The sequence below is a fragment of the Microbacterium sp. BH-3-3-3 genome (assembly GCF_007679045.1).
In the GTDB taxonomy this organism is placed as follows: Bacteria; Actinomycetota; Actinomycetes; order Actinomycetales; family Microbacteriaceae; genus Microbacterium; species Microbacterium algihabitans.
In genome coordinates, this window is record NZ_VEFS01000003.1 from 1 (window position 1) to 21,803 (window position 21,803).

The window sequence follows — 21,803 nt, forward strand, 5'->3', positions numbered from 1 at the left end:
CGATGGTACTGCAGGGGGGACCCTGTGGGAGAGTAGGACACCGCCGGACTTCCTTTAAGTCGAAATGGCCACCCAAAAGCTGGGTGGCCATTTCGCATTTACAGGCGTGCTCACACGCCCGCACTCGGCATGACGCCGTCGCACCCCCACCGACAGGAGGGGATACGGCGGCATTTCGTCGTATCCGGGCCGGGTAGGGTCGAGAACGTGAGCGGGTTCTCGGGGCACGTACCGGGCAGCCGCGAGTACCGACGTCTTCTCATCGGTCTCTTCTTCGGCGGAGTCGCGACCTTCGCGCAGCTGTACGCCACCCAGGCGGTCCTTCCCGCCATCGCCACCGACATCGGCGGCGGCCCCGCGGCGGCCGCGCTGACCGTGTCGGCGTCGACGCTGGGTCTGGCGGCGGCCGTCATCCCGTGGTCGATCGTCGCGGATCGCATCGGTCGGGTCCCCGCCATGACGATCGGCCTCCTCGTCGCCACCGTTTTGGGGGCGCTCACGCCGTTCGCCGGTGACATGGGTGTGCTGCTGGCGCTCCGCCTCCTCGAGGGAGCGGCGCTCGGCGCCGTCCCCGCCGTCGCGCTCGCCTACCTCAGTGAGGAGGTGTCGCCGCGCCACGTGGCCGCGGCCGCAGGCTCCTACATCGCGGGAACGACGGTAGGCGGATTGTCGGGACGCGTCTTCTCGGGCTGGATCGGCGAACTCGCCGGGTGGCGGTGGGGAGTGGCATCCGTCGTCGTGCTCTGCGTGCTCGCGGCCGTACTGTTCCTCGGCCTCGTTCCGAAGGCACGCGGGTTCGTCCCCGGCCGCGCCCGTCGGGAGCGGGGGCCGACGATCCGCGCACGGCTGGCCTCCAACCTGCGATCGCCCGTGCAACTCGCGCTCTATGCGCAGGGCTTCCTTCTGATGGGGGCCTTCGTCGCGGTCTACAACTACCTCGGCTTCCATCTGACGGCTCCGCCGTTCGCCCTCGCGCCGGCGCTCGTGACCCTGCTGTTCCTCGCCTACCTCGCCGGCACGGCGTCATCGCCGCGCGCGGGAGTATTGGCGGTCCGGCACGGCCGGCTCCCCGCGCTGCTCTGGAGCATCGGGGTGATGAGCGCCGGCGCCGCACTGATGTTCGTGCCGACGCTCATCGCCGTGATCCCCGGCCTGCTGCTGTTCACCGCCGGCTTCTTCGGCGCCCACGCCGTGGCATCCGGATGGACACCCGTCGCCGCCGAGCCGAGCGCGCGCGCCCAGGCGTCGTCTCTGTACTACCTCGGCTACTACGCCGGCTCCAGCGTGTTCGGCTGGGCGCTGGGACTGCTGTTCGGCTCGCTCGGGTGGGCGCCGTTCGTCGGAGCGGTCCTGGTGATGTGCGGTGCGGCGTTCGTGCTCGCGGTGGCGGCTCTGCGCGCGCCGCGCGACGCCGCGTGACCCACGGATTGACCGACACACCGACGGGCGAGGTCAATGGCCACCTTCGATGTCGGGGGAACCGACTAGCGTCGATGGTGACGTGAGAGGGAGGTCGCGCGTGGATGACGCCGACGAGCGGACCATGGCGGATGACGCCGTGGTCGATGCGGATCACTTCGACGCGGAGCGTGTCGAGGCCGACGACGTGGCGGAGGCCACGACCGAGATCAGTTACGACGAGCAGCGCTATCCGGCGCGGCCGCGGCGCCTTCGCCCGCGGGATCAGTTCCGCGGTGGCACGTTGCGCCGCTTCCTCACGGACCCGCGCAACGCCAACGGCGGCAACCCCTCCTACGTGGAGTGGCTGGTCCGCCAGTCGATGCTGAAGGATGCCGACGTGTTGAGCCGGCAGCTGTCGGGTCAGCCGTCGATGTGGCGCAACCCGTACGCCCGGCCCGATGCGCGCCGCGCCATCGAGTCGACCGACGTCTGGTTCACGGCCTACCCCATCTCGCTGATCACGCGCCCGGGGGAGTCGTTCCTCGAAGCACTCGGTGACGAGGCGCTGTGGGAGGCCTTCGAGTGGGTCGGGATCAACGGCATCCACACGGGTCCGGTCAAGCGCGCCGGCGGCATCACGGGCTGGCAGGAGACGCCCAGCGTCGACGGCCACTTCGACCGCATCAGCACGCAAATCGACCCCGAGTTCGGTGACGAGAACGCCTTCCGCCGGGTCGCCGACGTGGCGGAGTCGCACGGCGGCAGCGTCATCGACGACATCGTGCCCGGTCACACGGGCAAGGGCGCCGACTTCCGCCTCGCCGAGATGGCGTACAAGGACTACCCGGGCATCTACCACATGGTCGAGATCCCGCGTGAGGACTGGGACCTGCTGCCCGAGGTCCCCGCCGGTCGCGACTCGGTCAACCTCGACTCCGAGACCGAGCGCGAACTCAGCGCCCGTGGCTACATCATCGGCGAGCTGCAGCGCGTGATCTTCTACACCCCCGGCGTGAAAGAGACCAACTGGAGCACCACCGCTCCGGTCGTGGGAACCGACGGCCTCGAGCGCCGATGGGTCTACCTGCATTACTTCAAGGAGGGACAGCCCTCCATCAACTGGCTCGACCCCACGTTCGCGGGCATGCGCCTCGTCATCGGCGATGCCCTGCACTCGCTGGGCGACCTCGGCACGAGCGCCCTGCGTCTCGACGCGAACGGCTTCCTCGGGGTCGAGAAGAGCGCGGAAGGACTTCCGGCGTGGTCGGAAGGACACCCGCTCTCGCACGCGGCGAACCACATCATCGCGGGCATGGTCCGCAAGGTGGGCGGGTTCACCTTCCAGGAGCTCAACCTCACGATGGAGGACATCCGCGACACCGGCGCGGTGGGAGCCGACCTCTCCTACGACTTCGTGACCCGGCCCGGATACCACCACGCGCTCGCGACGGCGAACACCGAGTTCCTCCGTCTCGCGTTGAACACGGCTCTCGAGACGGGCGTGGAGCCGGTGCAGCTCGTGCACGGTCTGCAGAACCACGACGAGCTGACCTACGAGCTCGTGCACTGGGCGACCACGCACCGCGACACCCTCTACCCCTTCCGCCACGAGGAGTACAGCGGCGGAGAGATCGCCGAGATGGTGCGCGCCGACCTCACCGAGAAGCTGACGGTCGAGGCCGACTACAACCTCGTCTTCACGCAGAACGGCATCGCCTGCACCTCGGCCTCGCTGATCGCGGCCACCCAGGGCAAGGCGACCCTCGACGACATCACCGAAGCCGACATCCCGGCGATCCGCGACGCGCACCTGCTTCTCGCGAAGTACAACTCGTGGCAGCCCGGTGTGTTCGCCCTCTCGGGGTGGGACCTCACCGGGTCGCTGACGCTCCCCGCCGACGACGTGCGGCACCTGATCTCGTCGGGCGACACCCGGTGGATCGAGCGCGGAGGGCACGATCTGCTCGACGTCGCGCCCGAGGCGTCGTCGTCGATGTCGGGGATCCCGCGCGCGCGGTCGCTGTACGGCTCGCTCGGCACCCAGCAGAACGACCCCGAGTCGTTCCTCTCGGGGCTGCGCGAGGTTCTCCGCATCCGCAGCGAGAACGGCATCGCCGTCGCGTCGCAGGTCGACATCCCGCAGGTCGGTCACCCGAGCATGCTCGTCATGGTGCACCGCCTCGACGGGGGCGACCGTCGCGACGACACGGCGCCTCTGCAGATCACGGTGCTGAACTTCTCGAACGAGACGATCGAGGGCACCGTGCGCTCGGAGTGGCTCGTGCCGCAGAGCACCGCTGTCGACGCCTCCACCGGCGAGACGGTCGGTCGGGTCGACGAGCTGCAGAGCTTCTCGCTCGAGCTCGGACCCTACGCGGGCCTCTTCCTGCTGCTCGAGGCGCCGACCGTCGAGGACTGACGTCTGCGGGCGGCCGCCACCGGTGACGGACGGCGGCCGCCCGCGATGTCGGAGGCCGCGCGTAGCCTGACGCCGTGCCCCCCTCTCCTCCCTGTCTCGTCGTCGGTTGCGTCGGCGTCGTCGAGCCCGACGCGCCCATTGCGCTGTGCGCCTGGCACCTCGCGGTGAGTTCGGACTGGTCGGCCGCCCGCGAGGGCGTCACCGACGTCCTCCCCACCCCGTGCCTCGTGTGCGGATCGCGTCTCGGCGTCCGTTGGCCGTCGGGATGGCTGTGCGCGGTGTGCGAGTGGCGGCACGGAGAACCGCTCGACGACGAACTCCCCCCTCCGCGGGTCGACGTCGTCTACTACCTGCGTTTCGACGACCGCGTGAAGATCGGCACCACCGCCCACCCGCGTCGCCGCCTCGCTGCAATCTGGCACGACGAGCTCCTCGCGTTCGAGCCGGGCGACCGGCTCGTCGAGCGCCGGCGACACGCGCTGTTCGCCGACGAGCGGTTCGGGCGGACCGAGTGGTTCCGCCGCAGTCCCGCGCTCGACGCGCACATCGCCGGCCTCACCGCGGGTGTCGACGACCCGTGGGCGCGGTACGCGCGCTGGGTGAGCGAGGCCCTCGCGCGGCGCGGTTGAGGATGCGGGCGCAAGCCCTGTCTCGGCCGTGTCGCGCCCCGTAGCGTGGGCGCACACCCGCAGAAAGGCGACCAGCATGGGCTTCCTCGATCGACTCTTCGGTTCCGGTGACGACTCCGGACGCGCCGATGTCCCTCCCGCGCCCCGCGGGACCGCGAGCGAGCTGCGCGACACCGATGGCCGGTACGCGCCGCCCCCGCCGCAGGCTCAGGCCGTGCGGGGCGCCGCGCCCGCGGCATCCGGATCATCCGCCCACGAGCAGGCGATCGAGCGATACCGCTATCTGCTGCGCACCGCTCCGCCCGAGACCGTCGAGCAGGTGCACGCCGAGGCGTTCGGCAAGCTCTCCCCGGAGCAGCGTCAGCAGGTGCTGCAGGAGCTGTCGTCGGGGCTCGACCCCGCGGAGCGACCCCGCACCGACGACCCCGACGCGCTGGCGCGAGCCGCCACCCGCGCCGAGTACCGGCAGCCGGGCTTCATGGAGCGCACGTTCGCCGGCCGTTCGTTCTCGAACGGCCCCGGGTTCGGCTCGATGCTCGGCGCCTCGATGCTCGGCACGATCGGCGGATACGTCGTCGGGTCCGCGTTGGTCGGAGCCCTCTTCGATCCCGGGTACGACGCGGGGTACGCCGACGGTGCAGCGGCTGATGACGCCGCGGGCGGCGCGGGCGCGGCCGATGCCTCGGCGACGGATGCCGGGGGAGCGGATGCCGGTGGCGACATCGGCGGTGGATTCGGCGGCGACGCCGGCGGCGGGTTCGGTGGCGACTTCGGCGGCGGCGATTTCGGTGGGGGTGACTTCGGCTTCTGAGCCGGCCGGCGGGACCGAGACGGCGCCTCACCGGAGGGTCCGCGCGAGAAACCGCTCCCACCTCCCGCGGCGGCGCCTGGGAGAACGCTATGGTCGAGGCCATGGCGCCCTTCAACCCGAGCGAAGGTCTCGGCCTGCGGCGCAGCATCGTCTCGAACCAATCGCTGCTCGCCGCAGCGGCCACGATCGGCGTGATCGTGTCGATCGTGCTCGGACAGGTGCGCGATCCGTCGTTGTTCTTCGTCGGGGCGGCCGTCGTCTACGCGGGCACGATCGCGGCCGTGCTGGTGCGCTGGGAGACGCTGCCGCGCTGGGCGCTCCTGCTCCTGCCCGGCGCCGACGTGGTCGTCATCGCCGTGATGCGCGAGAGCGCCCCCGTCGCCGGCCTCGGGCTGCTGTGGGCGTTCCCGGCGCTATGGATCGGCGGGTCGTTCGGACTGCGGGGAGTGGTCGGGGTCTCGAGCGTCGTCAGCATCCTGCTGCTGCACCAGACCATCACCGACAACGAGCAGCGCTTCGCGTCGTCGACGTTCATCCTGCCGTTCATCATCGCGGCGCTGTCGTCGATGGCCCACCTCACCGCGCGCCGGGCGAGAGCGCAACGCGCCCTTCTCGAGAAGCAATCGGCCGAGCTGCGTCGCGCCGTCGAGCGGGCGCAACGGCAGGAAGACCTCGTGACGGAGGTGCTGGATGCCGTCGACTTCGGTGTGACGCGCATCACCGCGACGGGCGAGTTCGCCGTGACGAACACCGCGCACGGGCTGCTGCTCAACACGACCGACGCCTTCGGGCACGAGATCGCCGTCTTCGCCGCGGACGGCTCGACGGCCATCGCCGCCTCGGCGAGCCCGCTCGCCCGCGCGCGCGCCGGCGAGGTGTTCGAGAGCGAGATGGTCTGGTACGGGCTCCCGGGGGAGGACCGGCGCGCCCTCAGCGTGACCGCGCGCCGCCTCCCCGCCCCCGGCGGGGTGGACGCCGGGGGAGTGGTCGTCTCGCGCGATGTCACCGTCGAGGAGCAGGCCCGCCGTGCGCGCGAGGACCTCGTCGCGAGCGTCTCGCACGAACTCCGCACCCCGCTGACCTCGATCATCGGCTACCTCGACCTGGTGCTCGACGACGACACCCTCGGCGACGCTGCGCGCGACCGGCTCGAGATCGCGGAGCGGAACGCCTCCCGACTGCTCGAACTGGTCGCCGACATCCTCTCGCAGTCCACGGCCTCGGGCGGGGGGAGTGCCATCGAACTGGACCGCAGCCCCACCGACATCGCCGCGCTGGTCCGCGCCGCGATCGAGTCGATCGAACCGCGGGCCCGAGATCACGGCATCCGGATCCTCACCGGTGAGATGGCCCCGATACGCGCCGTCGTCGATGCCCGACGCGTGCGTCAGATCGTCGACAACCTGCTCTCGAACGCCGTCAAGTACATCCCCCGCGGCGCCTCGATCACCGTGACGGTCACCGCCGACGTGCAGTCGCTGTCGATCGTGGTCGCGGACGACGGCCCGGGGATCTCACCGAGCGAGCAGGCGCGCCTGTTCGAAAGATTCTTCCGCGGAGACGCCGTACGCAAGACCTCGACGCACGGCAGCGGCCTCGGGCTCGCCATCAGTCGCGACCTCGCGCGCGCGCACGGCGGGGAGATCACCGTGCGCACCGCCTCGGGCGAAGGCGCCACATTCACCGTGCGGCTGCCGCGCGACCCGAAGGAGGGCGCATGAACCTCGACCTGCTGAGCCTGCAGACCGCCGCATCGGTGGTGATCGTCGTGTCGGCCGTGATGTACCTGCTCGACACGCTCATGCTCAAGGACGGCCTGCCCGGCCGGCTCTGGGCCAGTGCGTATCTGGCGGGCACGTTCTCGGCCCTCTGCTACCTGGGCTGGCTCCTGCTGCCCGACGTCTTCCTCACGATCGCGCTCGGCAACGGCGCCTTCGTCGCGGCGACCGGTTTCATCTGGCTCGGGTGCGTCGCCTTCAACAGGCGCTCGGTGCGCATTCCCGCGCTGATCGTCGCGGCCGTCGGGCTGATCGTCGTCGTCGCGGCCCTCGCCGCGGGTCCCGACGGCGGGGACTGGGCCGGAGCGGTGGCGCTGTTCCTCGGCAACGCCGCCCTCGCTGTGGCCGGTGCCGTCGAAACCCGTCGCGGCGCGATCCGACGCCGGTGGAGCTCCACCGGGTTGACGCTGGTCCTGGGGATCGAGGCGGTGTGGTTCGTGGTCCGCACGGTCGTCTTCCTCAGCGTGGGTCCCGACAGCGAGCTGTTCCGGACGGTCTTCGACACGCGGGTGTCGTCGCTTCTCACGATCACGCTGGTGATCGCGGCGGTCGTGGTGACCTCGGCTCTGCGGGCCAACGAGTCCGCCCTGCGCGGGCCGGGCACGGCGAAGTCGTTGTCGGTGGATGCCGACGGCGTGCTGTTCCGCGAATCGTTCGAGGCGACGATGACCATCGTCTGCGCGCGCGCCGAGAGCGCCGATGAGGGCGTCGGCCTGATCGGCGTGCGCATCGACGACCTGCGGCGCGTCGCCGTGGCCTTCGGGCCCGACGAGGCGGACTCGATCGCGGGAGAGTTCCGGGCGTCGGTGCGTCGTCACGCGCCCACCATGGCCCTCGTGGGAGAGGTCGATGCCGCCGGGGTCGCGGTGGCGTTCACCACCACGGCGACCACCGATGTGAGGCGGATCGCGCGCATCCTGCACGAGCGGGTCGTCGCCGACCTCGCCCGTCTCGGGCCGTCGGTGGTTCCGGTGGTGGGCACCGGCATGGCGCTCACCGCCGACCACGGGTTCGACGCCGCCGCGCTCATCGCGCGCGCGGACGAGGCTGCCGCGCAGGCCGCCGTGACCGGCGCGCAGCCCTTCGGGGTGGTCTGATCGCTCAGGCGGAGGCGGCGAAGAGCGATTCGACGCGCTGGCGGAGCTCGCGTGGGCGGAACGGCTTGGTGAGGTAGTCGTCGGCGCCGGCCTCGCGTCCGGCGCGCTGCTCGGCATCGTCGGCACGGGCGCTGACCATCAGGATGCGTGTCGTGCTGAACGCGCGGATGCGCCGAGCGGTCTCGAACCCGTCGATGCCGGGCATGCTCACGTCGAGAGTGACCACGGACGGATCGTGTCGACGGACCAGCTCGATCCCGTCGAGTCCGGTCGCGGCGGCGTGCACGACGAACCCGGCTCCCTCGAGCACCGTCGACACGAGAAGACGGATGTCGAGGTCGTCTTCGATGACGACCGTGGTGCGCGTGGCGGACATGGCGGAGCTTTCAGGGCCGAGCGGGCGGCGGCCTTCTCGAATGCTAGACGACGCGGCGGATCGCCGCTGGGGGGTGGCGCGTGTGGCATCCTCGTCGGGTGCCTCTTCTCGCGCTGACCGGCGGCATCGCCTCGGGCAAGTCGACCATCGCCTCTCTCCTCGCTGCCCACGGTGCCGTCGTGGTCGACGCCGACGCCATCGTGCGCGAGGTCCAGGCTCCGGGATCCCCGGTGCTCGCCGCGATCGAGCGCGAGTTCGGGGCCGAGGTCATCCGCCCCGACGGAGCGCTGGATCGCGCTGCCCTCGGCGCGCGCGTGTTCGGGCATCCCGAGCGGCTCGCGGCGTTGAACGCCCTCGTGCATCCCGCGGTCCGCGCCGAGTCGGAGCGCCGGTTCCAGGAGGCGTTCGCCGCGGATCCCGCTGCGGTGGTGGTCTACGACGTGCCCTTGCTCGCGGAGGCGCGCGGCGGCGACGCGTGGGATCTCGTCGTGGTCGCCTACGCCCCGGCCGAGCAGCGGGTGCACCGCCTCGTGCACGATCGCGGGATGACGGATGCCGACGCCCGAGCCCGGATCGGCTCGCAGGTCGGCGACGACGAGCGTCTCGCGCTGGCCGACGTGGTGATCGACACGGCGACGACGATGGACGACACCCGCGCGCAGGTCGACCGGCTCTGGGAACGGATCACCGCCGGCTGAGACCGCACGCCGGTGCGTTCCGGCTGTCGCGCTCGCGCTGGGCGAACGCAAGCCGACCCCGATGTCGGAGGTCCCGCCTACGCTGGAATCATGCAGGCCACGCGTTCCGTCCGTCCCTTCGAGGTCATCAGCGAGTACACCCCGTCCGGCGATCAGCCGCAGGCGATCGCCGAGCTCGCCGGGCGCATCAATGCGGGTGAGACCGACGTCGTGCTGCTCGGTGCCACGGGTACCGGAAAGTCGGCGACGACGGCCTGGCTCGTCGAGCAGGTGCAGCGGCCGACCCTCGTGCTCGCCCATAACAAGACCCTCGCGGCGCAGCTCGCGAACGAGTTCCGCGAGCTCATGCCCAACAACGCGGTCGAGTACTTCGTGTCGTACTACGACTACTACCAGCCCGAGGCCTACGTGCCCCAGACGGACACCTTCATCGAGAAGGACAGCTCGATCAACGCCGAGGTCGAGCGCCTGCGCCACTCGACCACGAACTCGCTGCTCTCGCGCCGCGACGTGGTCGTGGTTTCGACCGTGTCGTGCATCTACGGTCTCGGCGCGCCCGAAGAGTACCTGCGCGCGATGGTCGCGCTGCAGGTGGGGGAGCGCTACGACCGCGACGCGCTCATCCGCAAGTTCATCTCCATGCAGTACAACCGCAACGACGTCGATTTCTCGCGGGGCAACTTCCGCGTGCGCGGCGACACGATCGAGATCATCCCGGTGTACGAGGAGTACGCCATCCGCATCGAGATGTTCGGCGACGAGATCGAGGCGCTGTACACACTGCATCCGCTCACGGGCGACGTGATCGAGAAGATGGCCTCGGTGCCGATCTTCCCGGCGTCGCACTACGTCGCAGGCACCGAGACCGTGCAGCGCGCGATCGGCACGATCGAACACGAGCTCGAGGAGCGCCTCAAAGAGTTCGAGATGCAGGGCAAGCTCCTCGAGGCCCAGCGACTGCGCATGCGCACGTCGTTCGACCTCGAGATGCTGCAGCAGCTCGGCTTCTGCTCGGGCATCGAGAACTACTCCCGGCACATGGACGGCCGCATGCCCGGCGATCCGCCGCACACTCTGCTCGACTTCTTCCCCGACGACTTCCTCCTCGTCATCGACGAGTCGCACGTGACGGTGCCGCAGATCGGTGCCATGTACGAGGGCGACGCGTCGCGCAAGCGCACGCTCGTCGAGCACGGCTTCCGCCTGCCCAGCGCCATGGACAACCGCCCGCTGCGGTGGGACGAATTCAAGGAGCGCGTCGGGCAGACGGTCTACCTGTCGGCGACCCCGGGACGCTACGAGATGGGCATCGCCGACGGCGTGGTCGAGCAGATCATCCGCCCCACCGGACTCGTCGACCCCGAGATCATCGTGAAGCCCTCGAAGGGGCAGATCGACGACCTGCTCGAAGAGATCCGCATCCGCGTCGAGAAAGACGAACGCGTGCTGGTCACCACCCTGACCAAGAAGATGGCCGAGGAGCTCACCGACTTCCTCGGTGAGCACGGGGTGCGCGTGCGCTACCTGCACTCCGACGTCGACACGCTCCGCCGCGTCGAGCTGCTCACCGAGCTGCGCGCCGGCGTGTACGACGTGCTCGTGGGCATCAACCTGCTCCGCGAGGGTCTCGACCTTCCCGAGGTCTCGCTCGTCGCGATCCTCGACGCCGACAAGGAGGGATTCCTGCGCAGCGGCACGTCCCTCATCCAGACCATCGGCCGTGCCGCCCGAAACGTGTCGGGCGAGGTGCACATGTACGCCGACAAGATGACCGACTCGATGGCGAAGGCCATCGAAGAGACCGAGCGTCGCCGAGAGAAGCAGATCGCCTACAACACCGAGCACGGCATCGACCCGCAGCCGCTGCGCAAGAAGATCGCCGACATCACCGAGGTGCTGAACCGCGAAGCCTCCGACACGAAGAAGCTGCTGGCACGCAACGACAAGGCGGGTAAGGGCAAGTCGCCCACACCGTCTCTGCGCCGGACCGGGATCGCGGCCGAGGGTGCCGACCAGCTCGAGTCGACGATCGCTGACCTGACCCAGCAGATGCTGGCGGCCGCGTCGGAGCTGAAGTTCGAGCTCGCCGGACGCCTTCGCGACGAGGTGCAGGACATGAAGAAGGAGCTGCGCGCCATGGAGCGCGCGGGTCACGCCTGAGACCGGGAGGGTCGTCATGCAGCAGCGCGTCACGCTCGTCACTCTCGGAGTGGCCGATCTCGATCGCGCTGTCGCGTTCTACCGCGCGCTCGGGTGGCGGGAGCACCGTTCGTCGGTCGCCGGCGAGGTGGCGTTCTTCGACACCGGCGGCCAGGTGCTCGCGCTGTGGGGTCGCGCAGAGCTCGCCGCGGACTCGGGAGTCGAGGACGGCGGAGGATGGGGCGGAGTGACCTTGGCCCACAACGTCGATGACGTCGCCGAGGTCGATGCCATTCTGGCCGACGCCGAAGCGGCCGGGGCGCGACTCGCGCGGACAGGCGCGGAGACGCCGTGGGGTGGCTATTCCGGGGTGTTCGTCGATCCCGACGGGCACCCGTGGGAGATCGCCGTCAATCCCGGCTGGCCCTTGGACGAGCAGGGCAGGCCCGACCTCGACTGAACGGGCCGCCGTCGGCTGGACGCTGAGCGTCGCGTGCGGCGCCGGAAGTGTGCGCTGAGCGCAGCGCCGAAGCCCTGCGGCCTGCGCGCTGAGCGCCGCGGTGGCTCTCCGGTCTGTGCGCTGAGCGCCGCGCCGTTGCCCGCGGACCCGTGCGCTGAGCGCAGCACCGAGGTCCTCGGGGCAACCGGTGGTGCCGTCGGACGGGTGTTCCTGCGCGTCAGCCCACCGGCGCTGGGTGGCTCAGGGGCAGTGCAGCAGGGGCTTGGGTCCCGACCGGTCGACGCTGTGCTCGGTCATCGCGTGACCGCACAGCGGGCAGGGGCGTCCCGTTCGCACGGGTTCGGGCGTGGTCTCGTACGGGCCGACCGACGCCGGCCCGGCGACGCGGATGAGTCGCGTGTTGAGGTACTGGTACCAGCCCCCGGCCTCGCGGACGCGCTCGCGCAGCGGCGGGCGTTCCGGATCCTTTCGTGTCATGATCATTAGTGTACTAAGTATTTGGGAGGGTGCGTGGACGATCCACTGAAGCTCGAGAACCAGGTGTGCTTCGCGCTCGTCACGGCCGCGCGCAACGTGGTGTCGATCTACCGGCCGGTGCTCGAGCGGCTGGGGCTCACCCACCCGCAGTACCTCGTGATGCTCGCTCTCTGGGAGCAGGCGCCGCGCTCCCTGGGTGCCCTGGCCGGAGAGCTCGCCATGGAACCCGCGACACTCTCGCCGCTGGTCAAGCGCCTGGAGGCGCAAGGGCGGGTGGTGCGCTCCCGTCGCGCCGACGACGAGCGCGTGCTCGACATCGACCTGACCGACGAGGGCCGGGCGCTGCGTGAGGCGGCTCTCGAGGTCCCAGGCAAGATCATGGAGCGCGTGGGCGTCGACGAGCGCGCGCTGCGGGCGCTGCGCGACGGGCTCGCCCCCTTCGCGGCGGATCCGAGGCCGTGATCGGAGGGCTCGCACCTTCGCACATTCGTGCGCCCGGGGCGAACCCGGGGCCGATGTCGGAGGTCCGACCTAGACTTAACAGGTGCCCATCGTTCCCGTCTCCTCGCCCTCCTCTGCGGCGAATTCCGGCTCCAGCGGAAAGCTGAGTGTCCGGGGTGCCCGCGTCCACAACCTGAAGAACGTCGACCTCGACATCCCGCGCGACTCCCTCGTCGTCTTCACGGGGCTGTCGGGTTCGGGCAAGTCGAGCCTCGCGTTCGACACGATCTTCGCCGAGGGCCAGCGTCGGTACGTGGAGTCGCTGAGCGCTTACGCGCGTCAGTTCCTCGGCCAGGTCGACCGCCCCGACGTCGACTTCATCGAGGGGCTCAGCCCCGCGGTGTCGATCGACCAGAAGTCGACCAACCGCAACCCTCGGTCCACGGTGGGCACCATCACCGAGATCCACGACTACATGCGTCTGCTCTGGGCGCGCATCGGCGTGCCGCACTGCCCCGACTGCGGCGCGCGCATCCAGCGTCAGACGGTGCAGCAGATCGCCGACCAGCTCATGGAGCTGCCCGAGCGCACGCGCTATCAGATCGTCGCCCCCGTCGTCACGCAGAAGAAGGGCGAGTTCGTCGATCTCTTCAAAGAGCTGAGCGCCAAGGGCTACGCCCGCGCGGTAGTCGACGGTGAGCTCGTGCAGCTGTCGGAGCCCCCGACGCTGAAGAAGAGCTACAAGCACGACATCGCCGTGGTGGTCGACCGGCTCGTGGCATCCGGAGACAACCTCAGCCGCGTCACCGACTCCGTCGAGACGGCGATGGGCCTCGCCGGCGGCATCATGCAGGTCAACTACGTCGACGAAGAGGGCGACGACGCATGGCAGTCGTTCTCCGAGAAGCTCGCGTGCCCCAACGGGCACCCGCTGCAGCTGACCGAGATCGAGCCCCGCACGTTCTCGTTCAACGCGCCGTTCGGCGCCTGCCCCGTCTGCTCCGGTCTCGGCACCCGCATGTCGGTCGACGTCGACCTCATGCTCGGCGACGAGGAGCTCTCGATCCGCGAGGGCGCGATCCTGCCCTGGACCACGCAGGGCAAGGGACTGTTCCAGTACTACGAGCGCCTCCTCGAGGGTCTTGCCCGCGACCTGGACTTCTCGCTCGACACCCCGTGGAAAGACCTCTCGCACGACGTCCAGCAGGCGGTGCTGCGCGGTGAGAACTACAAGGTCACCGTCAAGTGGAAGAACCGATACGGCCGCGAGATGCGCTACGCCTCGGGCTTCGAGGGCGTCGTCCCCTACATCGAGCGCCAGTACCTGCAGGCCGAGTCCGACACGCAGCGCCAGCGCTGGTCGGAGTACCTGCGCGAGGTGCCCTGCGCCGTGTGCGACGGCGATCGTCTGAAGCCCGAGGTGCTCGCCGTGCTCGTCGACGACACCTCGATCGCCGCGGCCTCGCGCATGAGCCTGGCCGACGCGCGCGAGTTCTTCTCGAACCTCACGCTCACCGACCGCGAAGCGACCATCGCCGCGGCGGTGCTGCGCGAGATCCGCGCGCGACTCGACTTCCTGCTGCAGGTCGGACTCAACTACCTCAGCCTCGGTCGCGCGGCGGGCACGCTCTCGGGCGGTGAGGCGCAGCGCATCCGCCTGGCCACGCAGATCGGTTCCGGACTCACGGGCGTGCTCTACGTGCTCGACGAGCCGTCGATCGGCCTGCACCAGCGCGACAACCGCCGTCTCATCCAGACCCTCGAGACGCTGCGCGACCTCGGCAACACCCTCATCGTCGTCGAGCACGACGAAGAAACCATCCACGCCGCCGACTGGGTCGTCGACATCGGACCCCGCGCCGGCGTCGACGGCGGCAACGTCGTGCACTCCGGTCCGCTGGCCGGGCTCCTCGACGACGAGGCCTCGCTCACCGGCGCCTACCTCTCGGGTCGCCGCTCGATCGAGGCACCCAAGAAGCGCCGCAAGATCGACAAGAAGCGCCAGGTCAGCGTGGTCGGTGCGCGCGAGAACAACCTGCAGAACGTCACCGCCGACTTCCCGCTCGGCGTGCTCACCGCCGTCACCGGCGTAAGCGGCTCGGGCAAGTCGACCCTGGTCAACGGCATCCTGTACGAAGTCCTCGCGTCCAAGCTGAACGGCGCGCGGCGCGTGCCGGGCAAGCACACCCGCGTCACGGGGCTCGACAACCTCGACAAGGTCGTGCACGTCGACCAGGCGCCCATCGGCCGCACCCCGCGCTCGAATCCCGCGACCTACACCGGAGTGTTCGACCGCATCCGCAGCCTCTTCGCCGAGACGCCCGAGGCGAAGGTCCGCGGCTACCAGGCCGGGCGCTTCAGCTTCAACGTCAAGGGCGGACGCTGCGAGGCCTGCTCGGGCGACGGCACGCTGAAGATCGAGATGAACTTCCTGCCCGACGTCTACGTCGACTGCGAGGTCTGCCACGGCAAGCGGTACAACCGCGACACCCTGTCGGTGCACTACAAGGGCAAGAACATCGCCGAGGTGCTCGAGATGCCCATCTCCGAGGCCGCCGAGTTCTTCGAGCCGATCCAGGCGATCCACCGCTACCTCAAGACCCTCGTCGACGTGGGCCTCGGCTACGTGCGCCTGGGCCAGTCCGCGACCACCCTTTCGGGCGGCGAGGCGCAGCGCGTCAAGCTCGCGACCGAGCTCCAGCGCCGCAGCAACGGCCGATCGATCTACGTGCTCGACGAGCCCACGACCGGTCTGCACTTCGAAGACGTCTCGCTGCTGCTCAAGGTGCTCAACGGTCTCGTGGACAAGGGCAACACGGTCATCGTGATCGAGCACAATCTCGACGTGATCAAGAGCTCCGACTGGGTCATCGACCTCGGGCCCGAGGGCGGCGCGGGCGGCGGCACGATCGTCGCGACGGGCACCCCCGAGCAGGTCGCCAAGGTGCCCGAGAGCCACACGGGCGCGTTCCTCGCCGAGCTGCTCGAGACGGGTCGCACGGGCGCGCAGCGCAACACCGCGACGGACGCCGGAAGCGCCGAGCGGGAGCTCGTGGGCGCGGCGGGCTGAGCCGTGGCATCCCGAGAACGGATGTCGCAGCTTTCGTACCGACCGAAGGCCGGAGAAATCCCCACCAACCCGGGGGTCTACCGGTTTCGTGACGCCGACGGGCGCGTGCTGTACGTCGGCAAGGCGAAGAACCTGCGCGCGCGTCTGTCGAACTACTTCGCTCCGCTGCACTCGCTGCACGAGCGCACGCGCCGCATGGTCACGACGGCGGCGAGCGTGGAGTGGACGGTCGTGCCGAGCGACATCGACTCGCTGCAGCTGGAGTACATGTGGATCAAGGAGTTCGATCCGCCCTTCAACGTCCGCTACAAAGACGACAAGTCGTACCCCTTCATGGCGATCACCCTCGCCGACGAGGCGCCGCGGGTCATCGTCACGCGCAACCCGAAGATCCGGGGGGCGAAGTACTTCGGGCCGTACCCCAAGGTCTGGGCGGTGCACGACACCATCGACCTGATGATCAAGGTCTTCCCGATCCGCACGTGCAGCGACTCGTCGTACAAGAAGGCGATGGCATCCGGTCGACCGTGTTTCCCGGGCCAGATCGGTCGCTGCGGCGGCCCCTGCTCGATGAAGGTGACGATCGAGGAGCACCGCGCGATCGTCGATGACTTCGTCTCGTTCATGTCGGGCGGCGACCAGCGCTTCGCACGCGAGCTCACGGCCCGCATGAAAGAGGCCTCGGCGGCGATGGACTACGAGTCGGCCGCGCACTACCGCGACCGCCTGCAGGCCATCGACGCGGTGCTCGGCAAGAGCGCGCTCGTGCTGGCCTCCGACACGGATGCCGACCTCTTCGGCATCGCGGAGGACGAGCTCGCCGCGACCGTCCAGCACTTCGTCGTGCGCGGCGGGCGCGTGCGCGGTGTGCGGGCGACGACGATCGAGAAGGAGATCGACATCTCCGGCGCCGAGCTCGTCGATCAGGTGCTGCAGCGCACCTACGGCGACGCGGATGCCACCGACATCCCGCGTCAGGTGCTCGTTCCCGAGCTGCCCGACGACGCCGAACAGCTCGAGGACTGGCTGCGCGAGCGTCGCGGCCGGCCCGTGACGCTGCAGGTGGCCCAGCGCGGACGCAAGGCCGACCTGCTGAAGACCGCGACGCTCAACGCCCAGCAGGCCCTCATGCTGCACAAGACCCGCCGCACGAGCGACTACGTGGCGCGGTCGCAGGCCTTGACCGACCTGCAGGAGGCCCTCGGCATGACCGAGGCGCCCCTGCGCATCGAGTGCTTCGACATCTCGCACCTCGCGGGCACCAACGTCGTGGCATCCATGGTCGTCTTCGAAGACGGGCTCCCGCGCAAAGACCAGTACCGCTCGTTCGGGGTCGCCGAGACCACGGACGACACCGACTCGATGTACCAGGTGCTCACGCGGCGCCTCGCCTACCTCGACAGGCCCGACGAGATCGAGCCCGAGACGATGGGCGGAGCGATCGTCACCGCCCCCGACTCGGCGGAGGCGACGGCCGACGGCGAGGTCGTCACGGCGCGCAAGCGCCCGCGCTTCGCCTATCGCCCGCAGCTGCTCGTGGTCGACGGCGGTCAGCCGCAGGTCGCCGCGGCCGCCCGCGCCCTCGCCGACGCCGGTCACGAGGAGATCGCGCTGTGCGGCATCGCGAAGCGCCTCGAAGAGGTCTGGCTGCCGGGGGAGGAGTACCCCGTGATCCTGCCGCGCACCTCTGAGGCCCTGTACCTGCTGCAGCGCCTGCGCGACGAGGCCCACCGCTTCGCGATCGTGCATCAGCGCAAGCGCCGCAAGCGCGACATCACGAGCGTCCTCGCCGAGGTCCCCGGCCTGGGCGATTCGCGGATCAAGGCGCTGCTGCGGCATTTCGGCTCGGTGTCGGCGCTGAAGAACGCCACACCCGACGAGATCATGGAGCTCCCGGGCATCGGACCGACCCTCGCCGAGAACATCCACACCCATCTGGCTCGGTAGGCTGGAACGACACGACGGGAGGCGGTCACCCATGGAACCGGCACGAGACGAGCCAGGTGAGGTGCTGATCGTCACGGGCATGTCGGGCGCCGGGCGATCGACCGTCGCGAACTCGCTCGAAGACCTCGACTGGTATGTGGTCGACAATCTCCCCCCGCGCATGCTGCGGCCCCTGCTCGAGCTCACCGAACTCGCCGGCGGTGCCGTGCCCCGCGTGGCCGTGGTCGTCGACGTGCGCGGGCGCACGCTGTTCGGCGACCTCCCCGAGGCGATGCGCACCCTGCAGGCCGGTCGGCAGGTGCGCGTGGTGTTCCTCGACGCCTCCGACGCCGTGCTCGTGCGGCGCTTCGAGGCGGTCCGCCGCCCGCACCCCCTGCAGCACGACGGCACGATCCTCGACGGCATCCGGCGCGAGCGCGAGCGTCTGGCCCCGGTGCGCGAGGCCGCCGACGTGGTCATCGACACCTCGGCCCTCAACGTGCACCAGCTGTCGCTGCGCACCGTCGAGCTGTTCGGCGAAGAGGGCGCGGCGCGTCACACCGTCACCCTCATGAGCTTCGGGTTCAAGTACGGGTTGCCGCCCGACGTCGACCTGGTCGCCGACATGCGATTCCTGCCGAACCCGTTCTGGAACGACGAGCTGCGCCCGCTCACCGGTGAGGATCCCCGCGTGCGGGAATATGTGCTGGGCCAGCAGGGCGCCGAGGAGTTTCTGGGGTCGTACGCGGCGGCGCTGCGCCCCGTGCTCGAGGGATATCAACGCGAGAACAAGCGTCATTCCGTGGTGGCAGTGGGCTGCACGGGGGGTAAGCACAGATCGGTGGTGATGGCGCGCGAGCTCGCTGCACGTCTGGCCGATGTGCCCGGGGTGGCCGTGCGGGTGGCTCACCGCGACCTCGGTCGCGAGTAGGCTGTAACGTCGTCCCCGCCGCCCCCCACCCGAGGAGAACCGTGCCCCTGACCGCCGACGTGAAGGCCGAGCTCATCACCGTCCGTGACCCGCGCCCGACCGCGCGCGTCGCCGAGCTCACGGCCCTCCTGCGCTTCTCCGGGGGTCTGCACTCCATCGCCAACCGCGTCGCCGTGGAGGCCGAACTCGACTCCGACGTGCTCGCGCGCCGTGTCGCCCGCGACCTCATGGAGCTCTACGGCGTGCGCCCCGAGCTGCATCACGTGCAGGGCTCCGGCGGACGCACGGGCGGGCTGTTCGCGGTGCGGGTCATCGAAGCCGGCGAAACCCTCGCGCGCCAGACGGGTCTTCTCGACCAGCGCCGTCGCCCCGTGCGCGGCCTGCCGAACAAGCTCACGACCGGCTCGCGTTCCGATCTGAGCGCGATCTGGCGCGGCGCGTTCCTGGCCGCCGGAACCCTCAGCGACCCGGGCCGCTCCGCAGCTCTCGAGATCTCGTGCCCCTCGTCGGAGGCCGCGATGGCCCTCGTCGGCGCGGGCCACCGCATCGGCATCCCGGCCAAGGCCCGCGAGGTGCGCGGAGTGCCGCGCGTCGTCGTGCGCGACGGCGAGGCGATCCGCGGCGCGCTCTACGAGATGGGCGCACGTCGCACCGCGGGGGAGTGGGACCAGATGCGCCAGCGCCGCGAGGTCCGCGCGGGGGTCAACCGCCTCGTGAACTTCGACGACGCGAACCTGCGGCGTTCCGCCCAGGCGGCCGTCGCCGCGTGCGCCCGCGTCGAACGCGCGCTCGAGATCCTGGGCGACGAGGTTCCCCCGCACCTGCAGCAGGCGGGCGAGCTGCGCCTCGCCCACCGCGATGCGAGCCTCGACGAGCTCGGCCACCACGCCGACCCGCCCCTCACGAAGGACGCCGTCGCCGGTCGCATCCGCCGCCTGCTCGCGATGGCCGACAAGAAGGCCGAAGTCGACGGGATCCCGGGCACCGAGGCCGCCGTGCCCGTCGGCGCGGACGACTGACCCGGATCAGACCTGCCGAAGTCGACGGGATCCCGGGCACCGAGGCCGCCGTGCCCGTCGGCGCCGACGACGGAGAGAAGATCTCCCCGGATGCCGTGAGCTCACGGCATCGCGTTCGCGCTGACACCGGTTCCGCGGCATCCGCCCCCGATGGTCCTGCCGTCGTCAGGGTCTCGCGGCCTCCGGCCAGCCCTTCGCGACGCGCCCGGGCCGTCTACTCTCCGTCATTCGGGGAAGCAACCCTGGGGGTGCGGCGTTGACCGTCAATAGGATGAAGACGTCACCCTCGCTGCTCGATTCCTCGACCGTCGTCTCGGCACGTCGTCTCGGCAAGTCGTCTCGATACAGAGGTCTGGGGCAGCGCCCGATTCGGAAGTAGAGAACATGGCGAAGTACACGCTGCCCGAACTGCCCTACGACTACTCGGCGCTGGAGCCGCACATCAGCGCGACGATCATGGAGCTGCATCACAGCAAGCACCACCAGACCTACGTCAACGGCGCCAACACCACTCTCGACCTTCTCGCCGAAGCGCGCGAGAAGAACGATTTCGCCAACATCAACCGCCTGCAGAAGGACCTCGCGTTCAACCTCGGCGGCCACACGAACCACTCGATCTTCTGGACGAACCTCTCGCCCAACGGTGGCGACAAGCCCACCGGCGACCTCGAGTCGGCCATCGACGACCAGTTCGGTTCGTTCGACGCGTTCCGCGCGCAGTTCACCGCCGCCGCCCTCGGCGTGCAGGGTTCGGGCTGGGCGGGTCTGTTCTGGGACTCGATCGGCGAGAACCTCGTCATCCAGCAGTTCTTCGACCAGCAGGGCCAGATCGTCGCGGGCACCGTGCCGATCCTCCTGCTCGACGTCTGGGAGCACGCGTACTACCTCGACTACAAGAACGTGCGCGCCGACTACGTGAAGGCGTTCTGGAACATCGCCAACTGGGCCGACGCCCAGGACCGCTTCGCGGCCGCCCGAGAGAAGACCGCGGGTCTGCTGGTACTGTCGTAAACGGTGCGGCGTCCCGGTGGGGCACCCCACCGGGACGCCGTTGTCCGCCAGCGAACACCGCAATCACGCGCTTCTCGCGCACAACTGATTCAGGAGATATTCCGTGACCGTCAAGATCGGAATCAACGGCTTCGGCCGTATCGGACGCAACTACCTCCGCGCGGCTCTCGCGCAGGGTGCCGACCTCGAAATCGTGGCGGTGAACGACCTCACCGACAACAAGTCGCTGGCGCACCTCCTCAAGTACGACTCCGTCGGCGGCGTGCTGACCGAGGACGTCTCGTACACCGCTGACTCCATCACGGTCGGCGACAAGACCATCAAGGTCTTCGAAGAGCGCGACCCCGCCAACCTCCCCTGGGGCGAGCTGGGCGTCGACATCGTCATCGAGTCGACCGGTCGCTTCACCAAGGCCGAAGACGCCAAGAAGCACATCACCGGTGGTGCCAAGAAGGTCCTCATCTCGGCTCCCGCCACGGGCGACGACGCGACCATCGTCATGGGCGTCAACGAAGAGACCTACAACCCCGAGACCGACGTCATCATCTCGAACGCGTCGTGCACCACGAACTGCCTGGCGCCCCTCGCCCAGGTGTTCAACGAGGCCTTCGGCATCGAGCGCGGCTTCATGATGACCGCTCACGCCTACACCGCCGACCAGAACCTGCAGGACGGCCCGCACAGCGACCTCCGTCGCGCGCGCGGTGCGGCGATCAACATCGTCCCCGCCTCGACCGGTGCCGCCAAGGCCATCGGCCTGGTGCTGCCCGAGCTCAACGGCAAGCTCAGCGGCTCGTCGTACCGCGTTCCGGTTCCCACCGGCTCGATCGTCGACCTCACGATCGTCACGCCCACCGAGGGTCTGACCGTCGACCAGGTCAACGAGGTGTACAAGAAGGCCGCTGCCGAGGGTCGCCTCAACGGCATCCTGCAGTACACCGAAGACCCGATCGTCTCGAGCGACATCCAGGGCAACCCGCACTCGTCGATCTTCGACGCCGAGCTGACCAACGTCAGCGGCAACCTCGTCAAGGTCTCGTCGTGGTACGACAACGAGTGGGGCTACTCGAACCGTCTCGTCGACCTGACCGAGTACGTCGCCGAGCGTCTCTGACCCTCC

General features: G+C 69.7%; 18 protein-coding genes. 16 read left to right on the plus strand and 2 right to left on the minus strand.

Annotation, left to right across the window (positions count from 1 at the left end; translation table 11 throughout):
- Positions 1-207: 207 nt before the first annotated feature.
- The 6 genes from FS769_RS10375 (at position 208) to FS769_RS10400 (ending at position 8,135) form a co-directional block, all read left to right on the plus strand.
- Positions 208-1,419: an MFS transporter gene (locus FS769_RS10375; protein ID WP_260979739.1), complete on the plus strand. Its 1,212-nt coding sequence runs from the start codon at positions 208-210 to the stop codon at positions 1,417-1,419.
- A 124-nt stretch (positions 1,420-1,543) separates the two neighbouring features.
- Complete coding sequence (gene treS, locus FS769_RS10380; protein ID WP_269074284.1) at positions 1,544-3,820, plus strand: maltose alpha-D-glucosyltransferase; 2,277 nt, start codon at positions 1,544-1,546, stop codon at positions 3,818-3,820.
- Between the two features lie 74 nt (positions 3,821-3,894).
- The gene (locus FS769_RS10385) at positions 3,895-4,449 is read left to right on the plus strand and encodes a GIY-YIG nuclease family protein (RefSeq protein ID WP_144833160.1); all 555 of its coding nucleotides are present in this window, start codon (positions 3,895-3,897) and stop codon (positions 4,447-4,449) included.
- Between the two features lie 76 nt (positions 4,450-4,525).
- On the plus strand, positions 4,526-5,260 hold the full coding sequence (locus tag FS769_RS10390; protein ID WP_144833162.1) for a hypothetical protein: 735 nt from the start codon (positions 4,526-4,528) through the stop codon (positions 5,258-5,260).
- 89 nt (positions 5,261-5,349) lie between these two features.
- Positions 5,350-6,981 carry a cell wall metabolism sensor histidine kinase WalK gene (locus FS769_RS10395; RefSeq protein ID WP_144833164.1) on the plus strand — a complete coding sequence of 544 codons (1,632 nt, stop codon included), beginning with the start codon at positions 5,350-5,352 and terminating at the stop codon, positions 6,979-6,981.
- On the plus strand, positions 6,978-8,135 hold the full coding sequence (locus FS769_RS10400) for a diguanylate cyclase (RefSeq protein ID WP_144833166.1): 1,158 nt from the start codon (positions 6,978-6,980) through the stop codon (positions 8,133-8,135). Before FS769_RS10395 ends, FS769_RS10400 begins: the two co-directional genes overlap by 4 nt.
- A gap of 4 nt (positions 8,136-8,139) precedes the next feature.
- Here the strand turns inward: FS769_RS10400 and FS769_RS10405 are convergent, their stop codons facing one another.
- Entirely contained in the window at positions 8,140-8,511 is a 372-nt protein-coding gene (locus FS769_RS10405) for a response regulator transcription factor (RefSeq protein ID WP_144833167.1), read from the minus strand.
- A 98-nt stretch (positions 8,512-8,609) separates the two neighbouring features.
- Here FS769_RS10405 and coaE point away from each other — a divergent pair, with 98 nt between their 5' ends.
- The 3 genes from coaE to FS769_RS10420 all read left to right on the plus strand — a co-directional run bounded on the left by coaE (position 8,610) and on the right by FS769_RS10420 (position 11,808).
- Positions 8,610-9,209, plus strand: coding sequence for a dephospho-CoA kinase (gene coaE / locus FS769_RS10410; protein ID WP_144833169.1), 600 nt, complete (start codon positions 8,610-8,612; stop codon positions 9,207-9,209).
- A 90-nt stretch (positions 9,210-9,299) separates the two neighbouring features.
- Complete coding sequence (gene uvrB, locus FS769_RS10415) at positions 9,300-11,369, plus strand: excinuclease ABC subunit UvrB (RefSeq protein WP_144833171.1); 2,070 nt, start codon at positions 9,300-9,302, stop codon at positions 11,367-11,369.
- A gap of 16 nt (positions 11,370-11,385) precedes the next feature.
- Complete coding sequence (locus FS769_RS10420) at positions 11,386-11,808, plus strand: VOC family protein (protein ID WP_144833172.1); 423 nt, start codon at positions 11,386-11,388, stop codon at positions 11,806-11,808.
- Between the two features lie 240 nt (positions 11,809-12,048).
- Here FS769_RS10420 and FS769_RS10425 read toward each other — a convergent pair whose 3' ends face one another.
- On the minus strand, positions 12,049-12,291 hold the full coding sequence (locus FS769_RS10425; RefSeq protein WP_144833174.1) for a hypothetical protein: 243 nt from the start codon (positions 12,289-12,291) through the stop codon (positions 12,049-12,051).
- A 27-nt stretch (positions 12,292-12,318) separates the two neighbouring features.
- Between FS769_RS10425 and FS769_RS10430 the strand changes: the two genes are divergently transcribed.
- The 7 genes from FS769_RS10430 to gap all read left to right on the plus strand — a co-directional run bounded on the left by FS769_RS10430 (position 12,319) and on the right by gap (position 21,797).
- Entirely contained in the window at positions 12,319-12,747 is a 429-nt protein-coding gene (locus tag FS769_RS10430; RefSeq protein WP_144833176.1) for a MarR family winged helix-turn-helix transcriptional regulator, read from the plus strand.
- An 82-nt stretch (positions 12,748-12,829) separates the two neighbouring features.
- A complete protein-coding gene (gene uvrA, locus FS769_RS10435; protein WP_186325513.1) occupies positions 12,830-15,796 on the plus strand; it encodes an excinuclease ABC subunit UvrA in 2,967 nt (988 codons plus the stop codon).
- A 21-nt stretch (positions 15,797-15,817) separates the two neighbouring features.
- Positions 15,818-17,743, plus strand: a complete 1,926-nt coding sequence (gene uvrC, locus FS769_RS10440; protein ID WP_144833178.1) for an excinuclease ABC subunit UvrC — start codon at positions 15,818-15,820, stop codon at positions 17,741-17,743.
- A gap of 31 nt (positions 17,744-17,774) precedes the next feature.
- Positions 17,775-18,653 carry an RNase adapter RapZ gene (gene rapZ / locus FS769_RS10445; protein ID WP_144833179.1) on the plus strand — a complete coding sequence of 293 codons (879 nt, stop codon included), beginning with the start codon at positions 17,775-17,777 and terminating at the stop codon, positions 18,651-18,653.
- 41 nt (positions 18,654-18,694) lie between these two features.
- Positions 18,695-19,672 carry a DNA-binding protein WhiA gene (gene whiA / locus FS769_RS10450; protein WP_144833181.1) on the plus strand — a complete coding sequence of 326 codons (978 nt, stop codon included), beginning with the start codon at positions 18,695-18,697 and terminating at the stop codon, positions 19,670-19,672.
- A gap of 384 nt (positions 19,673-20,056) precedes the next feature.
- On the plus strand, positions 20,057-20,683 hold the full coding sequence (locus tag FS769_RS10455) for a superoxide dismutase (protein WP_144833183.1): 627 nt from the start codon (positions 20,057-20,059) through the stop codon (positions 20,681-20,683).
- A 103-nt stretch (positions 20,684-20,786) separates the two neighbouring features.
- Positions 20,787-21,797 (plus strand): type I glyceraldehyde-3-phosphate dehydrogenase, encoded by a 1,011-nt coding sequence (gap, locus tag FS769_RS10460; protein WP_094734144.1) that lies wholly within the window; start codon positions 20,787-20,789, stop codon positions 21,795-21,797.
- Positions 21,798-21,803 lie beyond the last annotated feature (6 nt).

Bases quoted from the DNA above. Each gene is read 5' to 3' on its own strand.
- FS769_RS10420 (WP_144833172.1), top strand. From the start codon at position 11,386: ATGCAGCAGCGCGTCACGCTCGTCACTCTCGGAGTGGCCGATCTCGAT.
- rapZ (WP_144833179.1), top strand. From the start codon at position 17,775: ATGGAACCGGCACGAGACGAGCCAGGTGAGGTGCTGATCGTCACGGGC.
- FS769_RS10395 (WP_144833164.1), top strand. From the start codon at position 5,350: ATGGTCGAGGCCATGGCGCCCTTCAACCCGAGCGAAGGTCTCGGCCTG.
- FS769_RS10405 (WP_144833167.1), bottom strand. From the start codon at position 8,511: ATGTCCGCCACGCGCACCACGGTCGTCATCGAAGACGACCTCGACATC.
- FS769_RS10400 (WP_144833166.1), top strand. From the start codon at position 6,978: ATGAACCTCGACCTGCTGAGCCTGCAGACCGCCGCATCGGTGGTGATC.
- treS (WP_269074284.1), top strand. From the start codon at position 1,544: ATGGCGGATGACGCCGTGGTCGATGCGGATCACTTCGACGCGGAGCGT.
- FS769_RS10455 (WP_144833183.1), top strand. From the start codon at position 20,057: ATGGCGAAGTACACGCTGCCCGAACTGCCCTACGACTACTCGGCGCTG.
- FS769_RS10390 (WP_144833162.1), top strand. From the start codon at position 4,526: ATGGGCTTCCTCGATCGACTCTTCGGTTCCGGTGACGACTCCGGACGC.
- FS769_RS10425 (WP_144833174.1), bottom strand. From the start codon at position 12,291: ATGATCATGACACGAAAGGATCCGGAACGCCCGCCGCTGCGCGAGCGC.
- uvrC (WP_144833178.1), top strand. From the start codon at position 15,818: ATGTCGCAGCTTTCGTACCGACCGAAGGCCGGAGAAATCCCCACCAAC.
- uvrB (WP_144833171.1), top strand. From the start codon at position 9,300: ATGCAGGCCACGCGTTCCGTCCGTCCCTTCGAGGTCATCAGCGAGTAC.